At 57.2% G+C, this 18,580-nt stretch carries 23 protein-coding genes; 6 read left to right on the top strand and 17 right to left on the bottom strand.

Annotation, left to right across the window (positions count from 1 at the left end):
* Positions 1-22: 22 nt before the first annotated feature.
* From pheS to thrS, 5 genes are all read right to left on the bottom strand, one after another.
* A complete protein-coding gene (pheS, locus tag ACYZTZ_RS07590; RefSeq protein WP_461997695.1) occupies positions 23-1,039 on the bottom strand; it encodes a phenylalanine--tRNA ligase subunit alpha in 1,017 nt (338 codons plus the stop codon).
* 109 nt (positions 1,040-1,148) lie between these two features.
* A complete protein-coding gene (gene rplT, locus ACYZTZ_RS07585) occupies positions 1,149-1,505 on the bottom strand; it encodes a 50S ribosomal protein L20 (RefSeq protein WP_007905879.1) in 357 nt (118 codons plus the stop codon).
* A 27-nt stretch (positions 1,506-1,532) separates the two neighbouring features.
* Complete coding sequence (gene rpmI, locus ACYZTZ_RS07580; protein WP_008145659.1) at positions 1,533-1,727, bottom strand: 50S ribosomal protein L35; 195 nt, start codon at positions 1,725-1,727, stop codon at positions 1,533-1,535.
* Between the two features lie 60 nt (positions 1,728-1,787).
* Positions 1,788-2,339 (bottom strand): translation initiation factor IF-3, encoded by a 552-nt coding sequence (gene infC, locus ACYZTZ_RS07575; protein WP_169857083.1) that lies wholly within the window; start codon positions 2,337-2,339, stop codon positions 1,788-1,790.
* Positions 2,339-4,261, bottom strand: coding sequence for a threonine--tRNA ligase (gene thrS / locus ACYZTZ_RS07570; protein WP_008145656.1), 1,923 nt, complete (start codon positions 4,259-4,261; stop codon positions 2,339-2,341). Before thrS ends, infC begins: the two co-directional genes overlap by 1 nt.
* Positions 4,262-4,635: 374 nt before the next feature.
* On the opposite strand from thrS, the gene ACYZTZ_RS07565 reads away from it, so the two are divergent.
* Entirely contained in the window at positions 4,636-4,938 is a 303-nt protein-coding gene (locus ACYZTZ_RS07565) for a hypothetical protein (protein WP_056744489.1), read from the top strand.
* 292 nt (positions 4,939-5,230) lie between these two features.
* A complete protein-coding gene (locus tag ACYZTZ_RS07560; protein WP_007905882.1) occupies positions 5,231-5,443 on the top strand; it encodes a cold-shock protein in 213 nt (70 codons plus the stop codon).
* 72 nt (positions 5,444-5,515) lie between these two features.
* On the opposite strand, the gene ACYZTZ_RS07555 is transcribed toward ACYZTZ_RS07560, so the two are convergent.
* Together ACYZTZ_RS07555 and ACYZTZ_RS07550 are read right to left on the bottom strand one after the other, a co-directional pair.
* A complete protein-coding gene (locus ACYZTZ_RS07555; RefSeq protein ID WP_415770060.1) occupies positions 5,516-5,836 on the bottom strand; it encodes an I78 family peptidase inhibitor in 321 nt (106 codons plus the stop codon).
* Positions 5,837-6,002: 166 nt separating this feature from the next.
* Positions 6,003-6,308 (bottom strand): hypothetical protein, encoded by a 306-nt coding sequence (locus ACYZTZ_RS07550; RefSeq protein ID WP_461997694.1) that lies wholly within the window; start codon positions 6,306-6,308, stop codon positions 6,003-6,005.
* Positions 6,309-6,440: 132 nt separating this feature from the next.
* Between ACYZTZ_RS07550 and ACYZTZ_RS07545 the strand changes: the two genes are divergently transcribed.
* Positions 6,441-6,653 carry a hypothetical protein gene (locus tag ACYZTZ_RS07545; protein ID WP_033061806.1) on the top strand — a complete coding sequence of 71 codons (213 nt, stop codon included), beginning with the start codon at positions 6,441-6,443 and terminating at the stop codon, positions 6,651-6,653.
* Between the two features lie 32 nt (positions 6,654-6,685).
* On the opposite strand, the gene ACYZTZ_RS07540 is transcribed toward ACYZTZ_RS07545, so the two are convergent.
* The 8 genes from ACYZTZ_RS07540 to ACYZTZ_RS07505 form a co-directional block, all read right to left on the bottom strand.
* On the bottom strand, positions 6,686-7,714 hold the full coding sequence (locus ACYZTZ_RS07540) for a nucleoside hydrolase (protein WP_008145650.1): 1,029 nt from the start codon (positions 7,712-7,714) through the stop codon (positions 6,686-6,688).
* 43 nt (positions 7,715-7,757) lie between these two features.
* Positions 7,758-8,162, bottom strand: a complete 405-nt coding sequence (gene rbsD / locus ACYZTZ_RS07535; protein WP_461997693.1) for a D-ribose pyranase — start codon at positions 8,160-8,162, stop codon at positions 7,758-7,760.
* Entirely contained in the window at positions 8,159-9,076 is a 918-nt protein-coding gene (gene rbsK / locus ACYZTZ_RS07530; RefSeq protein ID WP_461997692.1) for a ribokinase, read from the bottom strand. The genes rbsD and rbsK overlap by 4 nt, the downstream gene beginning before the upstream one ends.
* 57 nt (positions 9,077-9,133) lie before the next feature.
* On the bottom strand, positions 9,134-10,153 hold the full coding sequence (locus tag ACYZTZ_RS07525) for a LacI family DNA-binding transcriptional regulator (protein WP_461997691.1): 1,020 nt from the start codon (positions 10,151-10,153) through the stop codon (positions 9,134-9,136).
* Positions 10,154-10,156: 3 nt separating this feature from the next.
* A complete protein-coding gene (locus ACYZTZ_RS07520; RefSeq protein WP_056744476.1) occupies positions 10,157-11,134 on the bottom strand; it encodes an ABC transporter permease in 978 nt (325 codons plus the stop codon).
* Entirely contained in the window at positions 11,131-12,684 is a 1,554-nt protein-coding gene (locus tag ACYZTZ_RS07515; RefSeq protein WP_461997690.1) for a sugar ABC transporter ATP-binding protein, read from the bottom strand. The genes ACYZTZ_RS07520 and ACYZTZ_RS07515 overlap by 4 nt, the downstream gene beginning before the upstream one ends.
* Positions 12,685-12,740: 56 nt before the next feature.
* Positions 12,741-13,694, bottom strand: a complete 954-nt coding sequence (locus ACYZTZ_RS07510) for a substrate-binding domain-containing protein (protein WP_461997689.1) — start codon at positions 13,692-13,694, stop codon at positions 12,741-12,743.
* Between the two features lie 193 nt (positions 13,695-13,887).
* The gene (locus ACYZTZ_RS07505) at positions 13,888-14,349 is read right to left on the bottom strand and encodes a hypothetical protein (protein ID WP_461997688.1); all 462 of its coding nucleotides are present in this window, start codon (positions 14,347-14,349) and stop codon (positions 13,888-13,890) included.
* A 349-nt stretch (positions 14,350-14,698) separates the two neighbouring features.
* Here ACYZTZ_RS07505 and ACYZTZ_RS07500 point away from each other — a divergent pair, with 349 nt between their 5' ends.
* The 3 genes from ACYZTZ_RS07500 to ACYZTZ_RS07490 all read left to right on the top strand — a co-directional run bounded on the left by ACYZTZ_RS07500 (position 14,699) and on the right by ACYZTZ_RS07490 (position 16,930).
* A complete protein-coding gene (locus ACYZTZ_RS07500) occupies positions 14,699-15,775 on the top strand; it encodes an asparaginase (RefSeq protein WP_461997687.1) in 1,077 nt (358 codons plus the stop codon).
* Positions 15,776-15,945: 170 nt separating this feature from the next.
* Positions 15,946-16,236 (top strand): DUF1654 domain-containing protein, encoded by a 291-nt coding sequence (locus tag ACYZTZ_RS07495; protein WP_461997686.1) that lies wholly within the window; start codon positions 15,946-15,948, stop codon positions 16,234-16,236.
* Positions 16,237-16,240: 4 nt separating this feature from the next.
* Entirely contained in the window at positions 16,241-16,930 is a 690-nt protein-coding gene (locus tag ACYZTZ_RS07490; protein WP_461997685.1) for an endonuclease, read from the top strand.
* Positions 16,931-16,985: 55 nt separating this feature from the next.
* Here ACYZTZ_RS07490 and ACYZTZ_RS07485 read toward each other — a convergent pair whose 3' ends face one another.
* Together ACYZTZ_RS07485 and ACYZTZ_RS07480 are read right to left on the bottom strand one after the other, a co-directional pair.
* Entirely contained in the window at positions 16,986-17,897 is a 912-nt protein-coding gene (locus ACYZTZ_RS07485) for a siderophore-interacting protein (protein WP_461997684.1), read from the bottom strand.
* Between the two features lie 103 nt (positions 17,898-18,000).
* Positions 18,001-18,366: an SPOR domain-containing protein gene (locus ACYZTZ_RS07480; RefSeq protein WP_056744459.1), complete on the bottom strand. Its 366-nt coding sequence runs from the start codon at positions 18,364-18,366 to the stop codon at positions 18,001-18,003.
* Positions 18,367-18,580: the final 214 nt, after the last annotated feature.

Genomic DNA, 18,580 nt, shown 5'->3' with positions numbered 1-18,580 from the left:
CTCTCCTAAGAATTCGTTACGACTAGCGAAATTGCGCGAGGAACCGCAAGTCGTTGTCGAAGAACAGACGCAAGTCGTTCACGCCGTAACGCAGCATGGCCAGACGCTCAACACCCATGCCGAAGGCAAAGCCCGAGAACTCTTCCGGGTCGATCCCGGACATACGCAACACGTTCGGGTGAACCATGCCGCAGCCCATGACTTCCAGCCAGCCAGTCTGCTTGCAGACACGGCAGCCTTTACCGCTGCACATCACGCATTCCATGTCGACTTCGGCGGATGGCTCGGTGAACGGGAAATACGAAGGGCGGAAACGCACGGCCAGTTCTTTTTCGAAGAACACGCGCAGGAACTCTTCGATGGTCCCTTTCAGGTCGGCGAAGTTGATATCGCGGTCGACCAGCAGGCCTTCGACCTGGTGGAACATCGGCGAGTGAGTGATATCGGAGTCGCTACGGTACACACGGCCTGGGCAGACGATGCGGATCGGCGGTTGTTTCGATTCCATGGTGCGGACCTGTACCGGTGAGGTATGGGTGCGCAGCAACATGTTGGCATTGAAATAGAAGGTGTCATGCATCGACCGGGCCGGGTGATGGCCTGGGATGTTGAGCGCTTCGAAGTTGTGGTAGTCGTCTTCGACCTCAGGGCCTTCGGCGATGCCGTAGCCGATGTGGGTGAAGAACTGCTCGATACGTTCCAGAGTGCGAGTGACCGGATGCAGACCACCCGAGGTCTGACCGCGACCAGGCAGGGTCACGTCAATGGACTCGGCGGACAGTTTCGCGGCCAGGTCGGCCTCTTCAAACTGTGCCTTGCGCGCATTGAGAACCTCTGTGACACGCTCCTTGGCAACGTTGATCAGGGCGCCGACTTGCGGACGCTCTTCTGCCGGCAAATTCCCCAGGGTCTTCATCACCTGAGTCAATTCACCCTTTTTGCCAAGGTAGTGAACCCGGATTTGCTCCAGGGCATTGATATCTTCAGCGCTTTGCACAGCCTCTAGTGCTTGAGAGACGAGCGCATCCAGGTTTTCCATGTACAGACTCCAGATACAAAATAGGGGAAGAGCTTGAAGGCTCTTCCCCTATTTATGACGTTTAACACCTGGCCCCACAGAGGTGAGGCCGGGTGACTGTCGGGGGTACTTAAGCCAAGGTGGCTTTAGCTTTCTCGACAATCGCAGCAAACGCCGCTTTTTCGTTCACTGCCAGATCAGCCAGAACCTTACGGTCGATCTCGATGGACGCTTTTTTCAGGCCGGCGATGAAACGGCTGTAGGACAGACCGTTGATACGTGCACCAGCGTTGATACGAGCGATCCACAGAGCGCGGAACTGACGTTTTTTCTGACGACGGTCACGGTAGGCGTATTGGCCTGCCTTGATTACCGCTTGCTTGGCAACACGGAATACGCGCGAGCGAGCGCCGTAGTAGCCTTTAGCAAGTTTCAGAATTTTTTTGTGACGTTTACGGGCAATGACGCCACGCTTTACACGAGCCATGAGTTACTTCCTCTATTCTTGACTAAATTAACGAAGGCGCAGCATGCGCTCGACTTTTGCCACGTCACACGGTGCCAGCAAGCTGCTACCGCGCAGTTGACGCTTACGCTTGGTCGACATTTTAGTCAGGATGTGGCTCTTGAAAGCGTGCTTGTGCTTGATACCGTTAGCAGTTTTCAGAAACCGCTTAGCAGCACCACTTTTAGTTTTCATTTTTGGCATGTTCGGATACTCCGCATTCAGTTGATAAACATAATCAGAAGGCCTGCCGTGCCCTATTGATTACTTCTTCTTTTTCGGGGCGATGACCATGATCAGTTGGCGTCCTTCCATCTTAGGATGCTGTTCGACCGAACCGTACTCGAGCAAGTCACCTTCAACTCGCTTGAGGAGTTCCATCCCCAGCTCCTGGTGGGCCATCTCACGGCCGCGGAATCGCAAGGATACCTTGGCCCTGTCCCCATCACTCAGGAAACGTACCAGGTTGCGCAGTTTTACCTGGTAATCCCCTTCCTCCGTCCCTGGACGAAACTTGATTTCTTTAACCTGAATCTGCTTCTGGTTTTTCTTGGCCGCGGCAATCTGCTTCTTCTTCTCGAAGATCGATTTGCCGTAGTCCATCAGTTTGCAAACAGGGGGTACTGCATCGGCGGAAATCTCCACCAGATCCAGTTTGGCCTCTTCAGCCTTAAGAAGCGCGTCTTCAATTGACACAATCCCAAGCTGTTCACCTTCAGCCCCAATTAACCGAACCTCGCGTGCCGAGATATTCTCGTTGATCGGGGCCTTCGGTGCAGCTCGTTTATCTTGTCTCATTTCACGCTTAATAGTAATTACTCCGAATCTGGGCGACCACGCCGGGAAACCGCTTGAGCGAGGAACTCGGCGAACTGGGCGACGGGCATCGAGCCCAGGTCAGCACCTTCACGAGTACGCACAGCGACAGTCTGCATCTCGACTTCCCGATCTCCGATAACCAAGAGATAAGGAACCTTGAGCAAAGTATGCTCGCGGATTTTAAAGCCGATCTTTTCATTTCTCAAGTCAGACTTGGCACGAAATCCGCTTTCGTTGAGAGTTTTTTCAACCTCAGCGGCGAAATCAGCCTGTTTATCAGTGATATTCATGATCACTGCCTGGGTCGGAGCCAGCCACGCGGGGAATGCACCCTCGTAGTGCTCGATCAGGATTCCGACGAAACGTTCGAAGGAGCCAAGGATCGCCCGGTGCAACATAACCGGGTGCTTGCGACTGTTGTCTTCAGAGACGTATTCGGCTCCCAGACGGACAGGCAGGTTAAAATCGAGCTGAAGGGTACCACACTGCCAGACGCGGCCAAGGCAATCTTTCAGCGAGAACTCGATCTTCGGACCGTAGAACGCACCCTCGCCCGGCTGCAGATCATACGGCAGGCCAGCACTATCAAGGGCTGCAGCCAGGGCCGCTTCGGCGCGATCCCACAGCTCGTCGGAACCGACGCGTTTTTCCGGACGAGTGGACAGCTTCATCTCGACGTCTTTGAAGCCGAAGTCGGCATAAACGTCCATGGTCAGCTTGATGAACGCAGCGGATTCGGCCTGCATCTGCTCTTCAGTGCAGAAGATGTGGGCGTCGTCCTGAGTGAACGCACGCACACGCATGATGCCGTGCAGCGCACCCGATGGCTCATTACGGTGGCAAGCACCGAATTCGGCCAGACGCATTGGCAACTCACGGTAGCTTTTCAGGCCCTGGTTGAACACTTGCACGTGGCAAGGGCAGTTCATCGGCTTGATGGCGTAGTCGCGGTTTTCCGACTGCGTGGTGAACATGTTGTCGGCGTAGTTGGCCCAGTGCCCGGACTTCTCCCACAGACTGCGGTCAACGACCTGCGGAGTTTTGATCTCCAGGTAGCCGTTGTCGCGCTGAACCTTGCGCATGTATTGCTCGAGCACCTGGTACAGAGTCCAGCCGTTCGGGTGCCAGAACACCATGCCCGGCGACTCTTCCTGGGTGTGGAACAGGCCCAGACGCTTGCCGATCTTGCGGTGATCGCGCTTCTCAGCTTCTTCGATGCGCTGAATGTAAGCCGCCAGCTGCTTCTTGTCTGCCCACGCCGTGCCGTAAACGCGCTGCAATTGCTCGTTCTTGGCATCGCCACGCCAGTAGGCGCCGGACAACTTGGTCAGCTTGAAGGATTTCAGGAAGCGCGTGTTCGGCACGTGCGGACCGCGGCACATGTCGACGTATTCTTCGTGATAGTACAGGCCCATGGCCTGTTCGTTCGGCATGTCTTCGACCAGGCGCAGCTTGTAGTCTTCGCCGCGGGCCTTGAACACTTCGATCACTTCGGCGCGCGGAGTGACTTTCTTGATCACGTCGTAATCTTTTTCGATCAGCTGCTGCATGCGCTGTTCGATGGCGGCCAGGTCGTCCGGAGTGAAAGGACGTTCGAAGGCGATATCGTAATAGAAGCCTTCGTCGATGACCGGGCCGATAACCATTTTGGCCGTCGGGTACAGCTGCTTGACCGCATGGCCAACCAGGTGGGCGCAAGAGTGGCGAATGATCTCCAGCCCCTCTTCATCCTTTGGCGTAATGATTTGCAGCGTAGCGTCGCTGCCGATGATGTCGCTGGCGTCGACCAGCTTGCCATCGACCTTGCCGGCCACGGTGGCTTTGGCCAGACCTGCACCAATGGATGCGGCGACCTCGGCTACGGATACCGGGTGATCGAATGAACGTTGACTGCCGTCGGGAAGAGTAATAGTTGGCATGGCGCCTCCTCTCCTAGTGGTGACCCCTACCAAAGGTCACGTGGGTTGGGATGAGCCAGTACAAGATCCGATCCAGGCCATTCAATGACGAACGCCTGCCTTACAGCGGCAGGAGCCTTGCGGCCAACCGGAAAACCGAACCAGAGTGACTGGGATTCAAATCAGGGTTATTCGCACATTTGCCGCTACCGGGACTGAAGGTCATCCGGAGCCTGCAAACGCCCGAGCCAGGCATGCTAGCACAGATGAACGGTCGTCGATGCACCGAGGCTTTGTCTTGGGGCAAATCGAGCAATTTTATGCCAGAGTGCTGAACTAGAACCCTGCTTTACCCCTCAGATAACAAGACATTGACCCACAAGGAGCATCCCAGCATGCATCTGAAACGTTTATTCGCAGTAGTCGCCCCCATCGTTCTGCTGCTGCCACTGGCCGCCCATGCCGATTGGCCGAAGGGCGAACGCGAGAAATACATGGCTCAGTGCACAGAAGCGGCCACTCCGCAGATCGGTGCTGCAGCAGCGAAGGCTCACTGCGCTTGCGGCGCCGACGCCATCAAATCGTACCCGGCCAAAGACATCCAGTCCCTGATGGACAACACCGCCAGTGACGCCCTGAAGCAAAAGGCACTGACGCAAATTGGCGCGTGCAAAGCCGCTGACAAGGCCAAAAAATAAGCCCGACAGAGCGCTTTTTGCGCCTGCAATGACAGTAAAAAGCCTCTGAAAACCGCTTTTTCGTACAATTTATTCAGGTTTTACAGGTTTTTTTATTGTCTTTACTTTTGGCTGAAAGCCTTTTAAAACGGGGCTTGCAGCCAAACAAAGCAGCAAACAGAACGCGACTGCAGGGCAAACAGCACGTCCGGGGGGCTCCCAAAGCGAACATTTCGACTATGATACCCCGGTGTGCCCAGTTGGCCTGAGCAGCACAGCACTACTGAAAATATATGTTTCTTGGAGATACACCATGTCTAATCGCCAAACCGGCACCGTTAAATGGTTCAACGATGAAAAAGGCTTCGGCTTCATCACTCCTCAAGGTGGCGGTGACGACCTGTTCGTACACTTCAAAGCTATCGAAAGCGACGGTTTCAAAAGCCTGAAAGAAGGCCAGACCGTTTCCTTCGTGGCTGAGAAAGGCCAAAAGGGTATGCAAGCTGCACAAGTCCGCGCTGAGTAATTTTCAGCCGCACTAAAAAAACCCCGTCCACGTGACGGGGTTTTTTATGGGTGAAACAAAAGCCCGAAGCGATCAGCCGCAGTTGACGCGGGTGACGACCCGATTGGCATCGGTATTCAGGTTCAGGCGATCGGAGCGGTACTCCAGGGTCACCATGTCTGTAGGCAAGAGGAACCGTGCATTCTGCGCGCCTGCGCGAGTACGCGCCTGCTCCAGCAGTTCAGGCGAAGCCTTTTTGCCAATGGTGAATTCGGCAGCCTTTGCCTCACAACGGCTGTGACCCGTGTCAGTCGACGTGACAGGGTCTGTTGTCGACTCGGTGGAGGTAGTGCTGCAACCGGCCAGCATGGCAACGGCCAACAAAGTACCCAATGACGCGAGCTTCCAAGGCATGAAGCCTCCTTTTTTCAATAGTTAAGCTGAGATCGTGCGACCGCCAATCTGGCGTTTGGTTTCACAAGGAGCACTAGCACCCTGCCCTCTATTCGGACACGCGGCGAGTTTGCCTGAGCATCGCCCTGCCGTTTACCACTCAATCGTGACTGAATATGAACAGCGTTCAATAGACGTCAATGTAGTCGAACGGCGGATTCGGCCAGTTCTCTTTCAGCGCATTGAAAATCTGCATGACCCAGACCTCGTCACTGGCCGCGACCATTCCGACATAACCGGAACCCTTGGCCCACGTCTCCAGACGAAACAACAGCCCGCTGATATCAGTGCCACCCACAACGCCTGACGAAATGTAGGCGATGCCGCCCTTGGTGACGCGCAATTGAGTGTGCTCATCGTCGCTGGCAGAGGCCAGCAACTGACGCACCGCCTCAAGGGTCAAGCCGTCAGGAGTGTTCAAATCGATCTGCACAGCACAGTCCTTGAAAATTCGTCAAAGACCAAGTGTCGCATAGCCCTCCCCTCATGCCTAAGTCGGAGTGCCAAAAGCCGCGCAAAATGGTTAACTCGACACTCAGACTTTCCCGACTTCACGAGCGCCATCATGACCACCGTAAGTATCGACGCCGACATCAAAGCCAAGTGGCCACAGGGCCACAGCTCTTACAGCCCGGGCAGCCCGGAAGAGTTGGCAATCATTGGTATCGATCTATTGGTCAAGGAGCTGGGGACTGAAGCAGCGCAATCCTTCATCGCTCAGGTATTCGAGAAATACCCGGCCGACTACAAGGGCGCTGAATATAACGAAAGGGAGTGAAACCCGCAGGGCGGCACCTGCGGGTCTATGGCTTACTTCAGACGAGCCAGACGCTCGGTCAGCAGGTCAAAGAAGCCCTGGGCGTCGCCGCTTTCTACCCAGAAAGCGTTCTTCGGCGCTTTCAGGCCGTCATACCAGTCGACGATGGTTTGGCCGAACGTCGGACCTTCGCGACTATCAACGACTACGTTGACTGAACGACCGGTGAACAACTCAGGTTTGAGCAGGTAGGCGATGACGGTGGCGTCATGCACCGGGCCACCCGGAATACCGTAGTGCTCCATGTCGCCTTTGACGTATTCATTGAGAATATCGCCCACCAGCTTGCTGGCATTGTTGTTGATCGCTGCGATTTGCTTCAGGCGCGCTTCGCTGGTGAGGATCTTGTGGGTCACGTCCAGCGGCAGGTAGGTCAGCTTCACGCCGCTTTTCAATACCACTTCTGCAGCCTGCGGGTCGGCGAACAGGTTGAACTCAGCCACCGGGGTAATGTTGCCACCGTTGAAGTGCGCCCCGCCCATGATCACCACCTCCTTGATGCCCTGAACGATCTCAGGTTCCTGGATCAGCGCCAGGGCCAGGTTGGTCTGTGGACCGAGCATGGCGATGGTAATGCTATGCGGCTTGGCGGCTTTCAAGGTGTCGATCAGGTAGTTGACCGCATTGCCCTGGGCCAGGCCTTTTTTCGGCTCGTGTACGGTGACACCCGACAGGCCTTCCTTGCCATGGATGTCCTCGGCATAGATCGGCGTGCGCATCAGCGGCTTCGGAGCGCCCGCGTAGACCGGCACCTCCTCGCGCCCCGCCCACTCGCGGGCCAGCCGCGCATTACGCGACGTCTTGTCCAGACGCACATTGCCGGCGACGGTGGTCAGCGCACGAATGTTCAGCTCTTGCGGCGATGCCAGGGCAAACAGCAAGGCAACCACGTCGTCGGCACCCGGATCGGTGTCGATGATCAAGTCGATCTTTTCCGCCGCCTGGGCGCTTGTTGCGGTAATCAAGGACAAAAGCAGCAGACTCCGGAGCAGGTGGTGCAGTTTCTGAGCATAGCGGTGCATAGCGCACTCCTTGTGCAGGGGACAGCAGAAAGACAACAGCGAGTTAGAACGTAACCCCTGCCACCAGCACGATGTTGCAGTACGGCTGACATTCACCCGTACGAACAATCGCCCGTGCCTGTCGGCTGAGGACTTTGAATTGGTCATGACCGAGCAGCTCACGATGACCCAGCGCACCTTTGGCATTCAGCTCATCGAGCGTCGCCAACGCCGAAGGTTTTTTATCCAGGATTTCCTGGGCCAATATATGGCTCTCGACCTGCATTTCGCTGAGCACAACCTTCAACGTGCTGACGAAATCCGGGATACCGTGGGTCAGGGCCAGGTCGATCAGTTCAACGCCAGGTGGCACCGGCAAACCTGCATCGCCGATCACCACGATGTCGCCATGACCCAGGGAAGCGATCAGCCGCGACAGCGCGACGTTGAGCAAAGGTGTCTTTTTCATGGTGCTTTAAAGGCCTGTACGTCGGACAAGGTGGGAATCGAGGGTTGCGCGCCAGCACGGGTCACCGACAGCGCCGCAGCAATCTGGCCGAAACGGATCGCGTCAGCTTCGCTTTTGCCGGCCGCCAGTGCGGCGGCGAAACCACCGACGAAGGTGTCGCCAGCCGCCGTGGTATCGACAGCCTTCACCTTCGTCGCAGGGAAATGCTCGAAGCCTTTGCCGTTCGCGAACAGCGAACCTTGAGCACCAAGGGTGATGATGACCTTGCCGGCACCCATGGCGATCAACCGGGTCGCAGCGGTTTCGGCGGAGGCCAGAGAATCCACTGGCAAACCACTCAGCGCCGAGGCCTCGCTTTCGTTGGGTGTCAGGTAATCGATAGACGCGTACCAGTCCGCCGGCAGTGGGCGGCTGGCCGGCGCCGGGTTGAGGATCACGGTCTTACCCAACTCACGGCCGCGCTTGAGCGCATGACCGACAGTGGCATCCGGTACTTCCAGCTGACAGATGATCACGTCTGCGGCTTGTAATACTGCATCGAAGCGGTCGATCACCGCTGGCGTCAGCGCACCATTGGCACCGGCAACGATCACGATTGCGTTCTGGCTGTTGTCATCGACCACGATCAACGCTACGCCGCTGGAGTCATCGACGGTGCTGACCGCCTGGCAATCGATCTGCTCGGCCAACAGCGCCCCGCGCAACTCTTCGCCGTAGGCATCACTGCCCACGCAACCGACCATCGACACCTGCGCCCCCAGCCTCGCCGCGGCGACTGCCTGATTCGCGCCCTTGCCACCGGAAACCGTGGCAAACGACTCGCCGATCAGCGTTTCACCGCCACGGGGCAACCGTGGCGCCCGGGTGACCAGGTCCATGTTCAGGCTGCCTATAACCACTACTTTTGCTGGCATACGTCACTACTCATCAATTCTGTTTCAGCGGTGCTTTCGATTCAGCGGCTTTCTATTTCAACGGAACTGTGCGAACACGTCGGCCAGCGGCGCAGTCGACTCCCGCAGGACAATACTGGGCGTCACGATCCGTTGATCGGTGGCCATATCCGGTGTAGCGATTCTTCTTAAAAGCACTTCGGCCGCCATCTCGCCGAGTTGCAGGATCGACTGCCCCACGGTGGTCAGCGCCGGGTACACATAGCGGCTCATCTGAATATCGTCGAAGCCGATCACCGACAGTTCTGTCGGTACACGAATGTTGCGCTCGGCCGCCGCTCGCAGCACACCGATGCCAATCATGTCGTTACCGGCGAAGATCGCGCTCGGCGGGTTCTCTTCCAACAGGATCGCGGCCGCGTTGTAACCACCGGTGCTGGTGAAGTCGCTTTCCAGCATGCGCTCGCTGGATACTTCGACTCCCGCCTCTTTCAGGGCACGGCAATAACCGGCCAGACGCATCTGCGCCACGCTGGTACTCGCCGGGCCGCCAATAGTGGCGATGTCCCGGTGCCCCAATTCCAGAAGGTGGCGGGTCGCCAGATAAGCGCCGTATTCGTGATCGATTCGCACCAGGTCGGCATTCACACCTTTCAGTCCACGGTCGACGATCACCATCGGCGTACGCACACCTGCCAGGCCCTCCGCCAGCCCCTCGTCACCACCAGCCGAAGCAACGATCAGCCCGTCGATGCGCTTTTCCAGCAGTACGCGCAGGTAACTGCGCTGCTTGTCCGGGTTGTCATCGGAGTTACAGAGAATCACGCAGTAGCCATTACGCTCGCAATAATCCTCGATGCCGCGCGCCAGTTCGGCGAAGTACGGGTTGAGGCTATTGGGCACCAGCAACCCAATGGTCGCCGTGGTTTTGGCTTTGAGAGACCGGGCCACGGCGCTGGGCACGTAGTCGAGAGTTTTGATCGCTGCCTCAACCTTGACCCGCACCTCTTCGCTCACCGGCCGGGTCTTGTTCACGACGTGGGAAACCGTGGTGTAGGAAATTCCCGCGAGCGCTGCCACATCCTTGATTGTTGCCATGACTCAGGTCCGCCGGCTTGCGCGCTGACTGCGATAAGTATCAAGCACCACCGCCACCACGATCACTGCGCCGGTGATGATGCGTTTGGTGGGTTCAGTCGCGCCGATCTGCGCGAGACCGGCCGCCAATACGGAAATGATCAGAACCCCGAAGAACGTACTGATGACCGAACCGCGGCCACCCATCAAACTGGTGCCGCCGATCACGACCGCGGCGATCACTTGCAACTCCAACCCGGAGCCGGCATTCGGATCCGCCGCTTCCAGGCGAGAAATCTGAAACAGCGCTGCGATGCCGGCCAGCAGCCCCATCAGACTGAATACCAGGATCTTGTAGGGCTTCGGATTGATCCCTGCCAGACGCACCGCCTCTTCGTTGGTGCCGATGCCGATCAGGTAACGACCGAACACGGTACGCGTCAGCACGGCCTGGGCAATGAAGATGATCAGCAAGGCAATGATGAACGATGGCGAGATGCCGAAGGCAATCGGGTTGGACAACCAGGCAAAGGCATCACCGATGTAGGCCGTGCGCGATCCGGTCATCTGATACGCCACGCCGCGGGCCATTTCCAGCACACCGAGGGACACGATGAACGACGGAATCCGCCACGCCACAGTAATCGAACCGGTGATGGTCCCGGCCAGTGCTGCCGCCGCCATTCCGAGTAGCGCCGCAGGCAATACGCTCCAGCCCCAACCGAGAATGGCCACGCTGACCGTTGACGCCGCAAGCGCGAGCACCGAGCCCACTGACAGGTCGATGCCGCCGATGATCAACACAAACGTCATGCCGACCGCCAGCACCATCAAGTCCGGAATCTGGTTGGCCAGGGTGCTGAAGGTGTCATAGGACAGGAAATGGCTGCTCAGAACCGAGAACAGCGCGACCATTGCCAGCAAGGCACCGGCCAGCCCCAGATAGGTACCGAGGCCGTAGAAGTTGCCACTACGTTTGCCGACAGTCACTGCAGTATTCATGCGAGATCCCTAGGCGCTGCTTCATTGAGCAACGCATCACGTTTTTGGTAGCCGGCGAACGCGGCGGCAAGCAAATCATCCTGAGTCCAGCTGTCACGCTCAAAGGTGTCGATCAGACGTCCCGCCGAGAGCACGCCGATGCGGTCGCAGATCAACATCAGTTCACGCAAATCGCTGGACACCACCACGAGCGCTTTGCCTTGACGGGTCAGCTCACCGAGCAAGGCATAGATGTCAAACTTGGCGCCGACGTCGATGCCACGCGTTGGCTCGTCGAACAGCATCACCGAGCAATCACGCTCAAGCCACCGGCCGATCACGACTTTCTGCTGGTTGCCGCCGGACAGTTCCGACACAAGTTGCGTCGGGCTGGAGCTGCGGATGCGCATGGCGTCGATCTGACGCTGGGCCAGCGCCATCTCGTCACCATTGTTGACGAAGCCACCGCTGGAAATCACCGGCATATTGCCCAAGGCAATATTCGCGCTGATCGATTGAGTCAGCAGCAGGCCTTCGCCTTTGCGGTCTTCAGTGATCAGGGCGATGCCATGACCGACCGCGTCAGCCGGCGAACGGATACTGACGACCTGTGCTGGCGAACCGAGTGCAACCGTGCCGCTGTCCGCGGTATCAGCACCGAAGATCAAGCGCAGCAACTCGGTGCGCCCTGCCCCGATCAAACCGGAAATCCCGTAGATTTCGCCAGCGCGCACTTCGAAGGACACGTCGCGAACCTTGTCGGAACGGGTCAGCCCTTTCACCGTCAAGGCTGGAGCGCCGATCTTGCGCGGGCCCATGTCGATGTGTTCGCCGAGTTCACGGCCGACCATCAGCGTCACCAATTGCTCGCTGTTGTAATTGGCCATCGGCTCGACGCAAACCAGGTTGCCATCGCGCAGTACCGCAATACGCTGGGCGACCCGCGCCAGTTCTTCGAGACGGTGCGAGATATAGATGATCGACACGCCGCGAGCTTGCAGTCGAGTGATCTGCTCGAACAGCATCTCGACTTCACGGTTCGTCAACATCGCGGTCGGTTCGTCGAGAATCAGCACGTGGCAATCGCCGATCAGGTTGCGGGCGATCTCCACCATTTGCTGGTGACCGATGCCCAATTCGCCCACCAGCGTGTCCGGGTCAATCGCGTCGAGGCCGACCTGGGCCATGGCTTCGATCGCTGCCTTGCGCAATTGCCGGCGACTGATCCAGCCGCCCTTGCTGGGCAGGTTGTCGAGAAACAGGTTTTCCGCCACCGACAGGGTCGGCAACAGATTGAGTTCTTGCATCACCATGCGGATGCCGAGGTCTTCGGCCTGGGTGCGGCTTGCGGGGCGGTAATCCTGCCCCTGGAATTGCATGTGGCCGGTGGTCGGCGTGACCAGCCCGCCGATGATCTTCGACAGCGTGCTTTTTCCCGCGCCGTTTTCGCCGGTCAGCGCCAGCACTTCACCGCGCATCAGCGTCAGGTCGATGCCGGTCAGGACCGGTTGGGCGTAGGTCTTACCGATACCGCTGACCGAGAGGACAGCGTTCGGGGCAGAAACTGACATAAAAACTCTCCATGCGCTCGCCCCGACGGGCGAGCACCGTTGTGTCGCCAGAAGGACTACTTGGTGACCAGCTCTACCGGAGTTTCGATCACGCCATTGGCGCCGCTGTCGACTTTCTCACCCTTGATGATCTTCAGCGCAGTCTCGATGCCAAACACCGCTTGCCTGGCTGCAAACTGGTCAGCGGTGGCCAGAACGCGGCCATCCTTGAGCATTGGCTTGATGGCGTTGATGTTGTCGTAACCGACCACCTGCACCTTACCGGCCTTGCCCGCTGCACGCACGGCGGATACTGCGCCGACGGCCATGCTGTCGTTGCCGGCCAGCAGGGCTTTGACTTGTGGGTATTCGCTGAGGATCGAGGCAGCAACCTTGTTGCCTTTGTCGATTTCCCAGTCACCGGACTGCATAGAGACGACCTTGATCTGCGCCGCTTCCATCGCATCCTTGAAGCCTGCGGTTCTTTGCTGTGCGTTGGTGGTGGTTGAAACGCCTTCGATGATGCCGACTTCGTCTCCGGCCTTCAGTTGCTTGGCCAGGTACTCGCCCACCAGACGCGCGCCTTTGCGGTTATCCGGGCCTACGAACGGTACGGTGATGTTTTTGCTTTTGACCACAGCCGGGTCCAGCTGGTTGTCGATGTTGATCACGGTGATACCGGCATCGATGGCTTTCTTGATAACTGGAACCATGGCTTTGGAATCAGCCGGCGCGATGACCAGCGCATTGACCTTGGCCAGAATCATTTGCTCGACGATGCGTGTCTGGCCAGCCGTGTCGGTTTCGTCTTTGATGCCGTTGGAGATCAGCTCGAAATCGCCGGAGTGGTCTTTCTGATAGGCCTTGGCGCCGTCTTCCATGGTCAGGAAGAATTCATTGGCCAAGGATTTCATGACCAGCGCGACTTTGGGTTTTTCAGTCTCGGCGAAGGCCGAAGAGACGGGCAACGCGACGGATGCGGCAGCCAGCATAGCGACAGCGAGAAGACGTCCAGCGAATGGCAGCTTCATGGGTTCACTCCGATCTTATGATTATTGTGAGCAACGCTTGCGCTGGCGTAGGCTTCATTGCGCTCGCTGATGGAAACCACCGGGAGCACCGCGCAAACGTTTGCGGAGACCGAACTATGCGAACCCTGCCGTGATTTGTCAACGGCCGGGAAAGACGTTTTGCGGGGTAACCGGCAAACACCGGGTATTTACGTTAGGCCGTCGTGTTAACCACCGATCCGTCACCCGATCGCTTGGCCATTTCCTTGTAAAGGCTGTTGGCCGTTTCCATTATTGCAGCAGTGGTATCGGCCATTTGCCCCTGAATCGCCATCACTACGGTGGTCTTGGCTTCAGGCGTCGGGTAAGACGCCGATTGGGCCGCTGCCAATTGTTGCTGTTGCTGACGCAGTTGCTCTTGCAGTTCTTTCAGGCGCTTGAGCAAAATCTTTTCCGCCACCGAAGCGTTGTCGGCGCCATCCGTTTCAGTCGACGCCTGCGCACTTTTTTCCAAGCCGTCAGCGCCGGTTCTGACTTGCTTGCTGTCGCTTTCCTTCGTACCCAACGCTTGATCCGCGGCATCGGCCGTCTGATCGCTCAACGCTTGAATCGTAGCGGCGGACTTGCCGCCGATGGTGACGCCTGCGGCGTATGGAATACCAATGGATAACGACATGTGAACTCCTGAGTAGAAAGATCCTTTAAAGGAACATCGACCGAAGCGCGGGTTTCTTTAGCACTGATTCGCAATCTCGCAAGGCGATTTTTTCTACAGAGGTCGTAGTACTTTTCGGAGAGCCGAACACAAACGCTCAACGCGTTCGGAAACCCGGACAACAGACTGTGTAACCATTCTGGCCAATCAAATAAATACTGATACGAATCATCAAGTTAAAAATTTTTCTGATTCAAAGTACGACTGGTACAGATCCTGCTCATCTCATTCACCCCAAGCGTTCAGATCCGCTTGGGGCGCATCTAGATGAACCTGCATCAGCACCGTCTCACTACTAGAGAGAAAAATAATGACATCTGCTTTCAAGACCTTTGTTCCGGGCGCTTTAGCCCTCTTGCTGCTCCTGCCTACTGCCCTTCAGGCAAAAGAAGTCGAAACCCAACAGAAACTGGCGAACGTGGTGATCCTGGCCACCGGCGGCACCATTGCCAGCGCCGCTAACAGCGCTACCTATCAAGCGGCAAAAGTCGGCATCGAACAATTGATCGCCGGGGTTCCGGAACTCAGCCAGTTGGCTAACGTTCGTGGCGAACAGGTCATGCAGATCGCGTCCGAAAGCATCACCAACGACAACCTGCTGCAACTGGGTCGTCGCGTGGCTGAACTGGCCGACAGCAAAGACGTCGACGGCATCGTTATCACCCACGGCACCGACACCCTGGAAGAAACTGCCTACTTCCTGAACCTGGTGGAAAAAACCGACAAGCCAATCATCGTTGTCGGCTCCATGCGCCCAGGCACCGCCATGTCGGCCGATGGCATGCTGAACCTGTACAACGCAGTGGCCGTTGCCAGCAGCAAAGAGGCACGCGGCAAAGGCGTACTGGTGACCATGAACGACGAAATCCAGTCGGGTCGCGACGTCAGCAAAATGATCAACATCAAGACCGAGGCGTTCAAAAGTGCCTGGGGCCCACTGGGCATGGTGGTCGAGGGCAAATCCTACTGGTTCCGTCTGCCGGCCAAGCGTCACACCATGGACTCGGAATTCGACATCAAAACCATCAAGAGCCTGCCTGACGTCGAAATCGCCTATTCCTACGGCAATGTCAGCGATACCGCCTACAAAGCGTTGGCTCAGTCTGGCGCCAAAGCCATCATTCACGCCGGTACCGGCAATGGCTCTGTTTCGGCCCGTGTAGTCCCGTCGCTGCAAGCCCTGCGCAAGGACGGCGTGCAAATCATTCGCTCGTCCCACGTCAACGCCGGCGGTTTCGTACTGCGTAACGCCGAACAGCCAGACGACAAGTACGACTGGGTTGTGGCGCATGACCTGAACCCGCAAAAGGCCCGCATCCTGGCCATGGTCGCACTGACCAAGACCAACGACAGCAAAGAGCTGCAACGGATGTTCTGGGAATACTGATTCGCCCTCGCCTGACCGGTTCCGGTCGGGCACTGCTTTCACCACTCGCCTACCCAGGCGAGTGGCTCACACTCCCTTCCGATATTTCGATAAAAAACTTCGCTTCGTCCTACACCAAACGGAAAAAATTGCTGTCAGAGGATTTTCTTGAATTTTAAGCAGTTGCGAAAATGCTTACAGTTAAATACTGTATGCACGTACAGCTTAATAAGGATAATTCCGTGGCCACCACCTCTGCCTCTCCTGACTCCTATGCACGCATGGGTATGCGCGTTCAAAAAATCATCAATTCCCCTACCGCTCAAAAAGCCAAAGCAGCCTTGATCTTCCGTCTACCGGACGAACCCGTGGATGAGTGGGAACAATTGCTCGAAGAAATCGACGAGAACGACAACGTCACCCTCGCCTATCGCGACGATGGCGGCGTGCAGATTTTTTGGGTTGTGCCGAAGGAAGATTGAGTCAATGAGTGTCCGCTGGTTTGCTTTGCTGTTTTTGTTCATAACCGTCGGCGCCCAGGCTGCCGCCCCACGCACTTTCAACGAAGCCAAGAAAGTTGCCTGGAAGCTCTACGCACCGCAATCCACAGAGTTCTATTGCGGGTGCAAATACACCGGCAACAAGGTCAACCTCGCAGCCTGCGGTTATGTACCGCGTAAAAACGCCAAGCGCGCTTCCCGCATCGAGTGGGAGCACATTGTTCCGGCCTGGCAGATCGGCCATCAGCGTCAGTGCTGGCAAGAAGGTGGGCGCAAGAACTGCACGCGCTACGATCCGACCTACCAGAAGGCCGAAGCCGACCTGCACAACCTGGTGCCTAGCATTGGTGAAGTGAATGGCGATCGCAGCAACTTCAGTTTCGGCTGGTTGCCGGTGCAGTCGGGTCAATATGGCTCTTGCCTGACCCAGGTCGACTTCAAGGCGAAGAAGGTCATGCCCCGCCCGTCCATACGCGGCATGATCGCCCGAACGTATTTCTACATGAGCAAGCAGTACGGTCTGCGCCTGTCGAAACAGGATCGACAGCTCTACGAAGCCTGGAACAAAACCTATCCGGTAGAGGCCTGGGAACGACAGCGCAACCAAAGCGTGGCGTGCGTCATGGGCCGCGGCAACGAGTTTGTCGGCCCGATCGACATGAAAACCTGCGGCTAAGCGCTCGCTGAAAACACAAAGGCCTCGGGTTTGATACCCGAGGCCTTTGTCGTTTCTAACCGTCCACTTTGTTGTAGCGCCAATAGCCCATCAGATTGAGTGATTCCTTGGCAATGCCGCATTCCTTGATCAAGTATTTGCGCAGACTCATCACGGCAACCGTCTCCCCGGCGATCCAGTCGTAGAAGCCATCACGGGCAGAGTCGGACGTTTCCCAGAGCATGTCTTCGTCGACATCGACTTCCGCCAGTTCCACCGTTTCGAATGCTTTCGAAGCGGATGACGGCAGAATTGCCCGACAGACCGCGTCGACCATCAGCGAACCCGCGCCAGTCGCGGTGGCGTGATCTCGAATCAGCCATTCCACCGAAAGCCCGGGCCAGTCAGGAACCGGCAACGCATCGTCCACGCTGTCTACTTCAAAAAACACCTGGGTTATCGGTGGCACGGCAAGCACTGCCAGCTCATCCAGAATGCCGAGCGCCGCGGGCAAGGCCGTGGCATCGGCGACCAGTAACAGATGCTTGAGCTGTTGAGGCGGCTTCCATTCGAAACCGCCCGCGTCTTGTGCCGAAAACTGGCGATCAGGTGCGACGATCTGGATCGGTTCACCCGCCACTGCATGAATTGCCCAACGGGATGCAGGGCCGGTTTCGCCGTGCAACACGAAGTCGATATCCACTTCGCCCTGCTCGGCACGCAAATGCCGGATGGTGTAAGTGCGCATCGCCGGGCGCTGGGCAACCGGCATCGAGCGGTAACGTGCGTACCATCCATCGCCATGAGCGAGCCTCGCAGGCGAACCGTCCACAGCCGGAAAGAACAGCTTCACGCGCTGGTCCGGTGCCCAGGTTGCCATTTCGGTAACCATCGGACCGGCCAGAGTGACACGCATCAAATGAGGACTCAGCGCCCTTTTGCGCAGCAGGACTGCGTCGAATATTTTGTAAGGGGTGGCGGAGGCCATGGGGGGGGAACTCCTACTGGGAATCGACAGTGACTACGTCTAGAAACGAGTCAATGTGGATCCCCTTTAAGGCGTTCCGTCGAAATCCCCCTGGAATAGACTGTTATCGGGTCACGGGATGGTCGACAACCAGCAATTCGATGTTCTGTTTCTTCGCCCGGGTGAGCGCCGCGCGCACTTCTGTCTGTTTGGCCTCGGCCTCGGCTTTCGAACTGAATGGCCCGAGCAGAATCCGGGTTTTTCCATTTTCCTTGACGATATTGGAAACGAAACTGTGCTCAATCAGCCAGCCGCTCAAATCGCTGACCGCCTGAGGTGTTTCGCCTCGAACTTCGAGATCCCATTGTGGTGCGGATGCCACCGAAGGTGCAGCCGCAGCTGCCGATTGCGGCTTTTGCGCCTCAACACTCTTGCCCTCACCGCATCCCGCCAGCGCCAGTACCGCGATTACCAAGACCATTTTGCGCACAACGCTTCCCTCAGAATGCTTAAAGCGGCGATTTTAGCATCCATGATTACTTCCCGAGTGCCGCAAAATGGGCTCAAAACAACGAGAATGATGGTTGCGGCCTCTGTATAGTTACGCCTTGGGAATTAATGCAGCATCTGCGCGTCAGAAAGAGGCACCCAAACCGTGAGACTTCGCACTAATCTATACATACCACCGACCTCTGCACTGTCCG

Source organism: Pseudomonas sp. LB3P58, from assembly GCF_054897895.1.
This window is presented reverse-complemented; position numbering and strand designations above follow the sequence as displayed.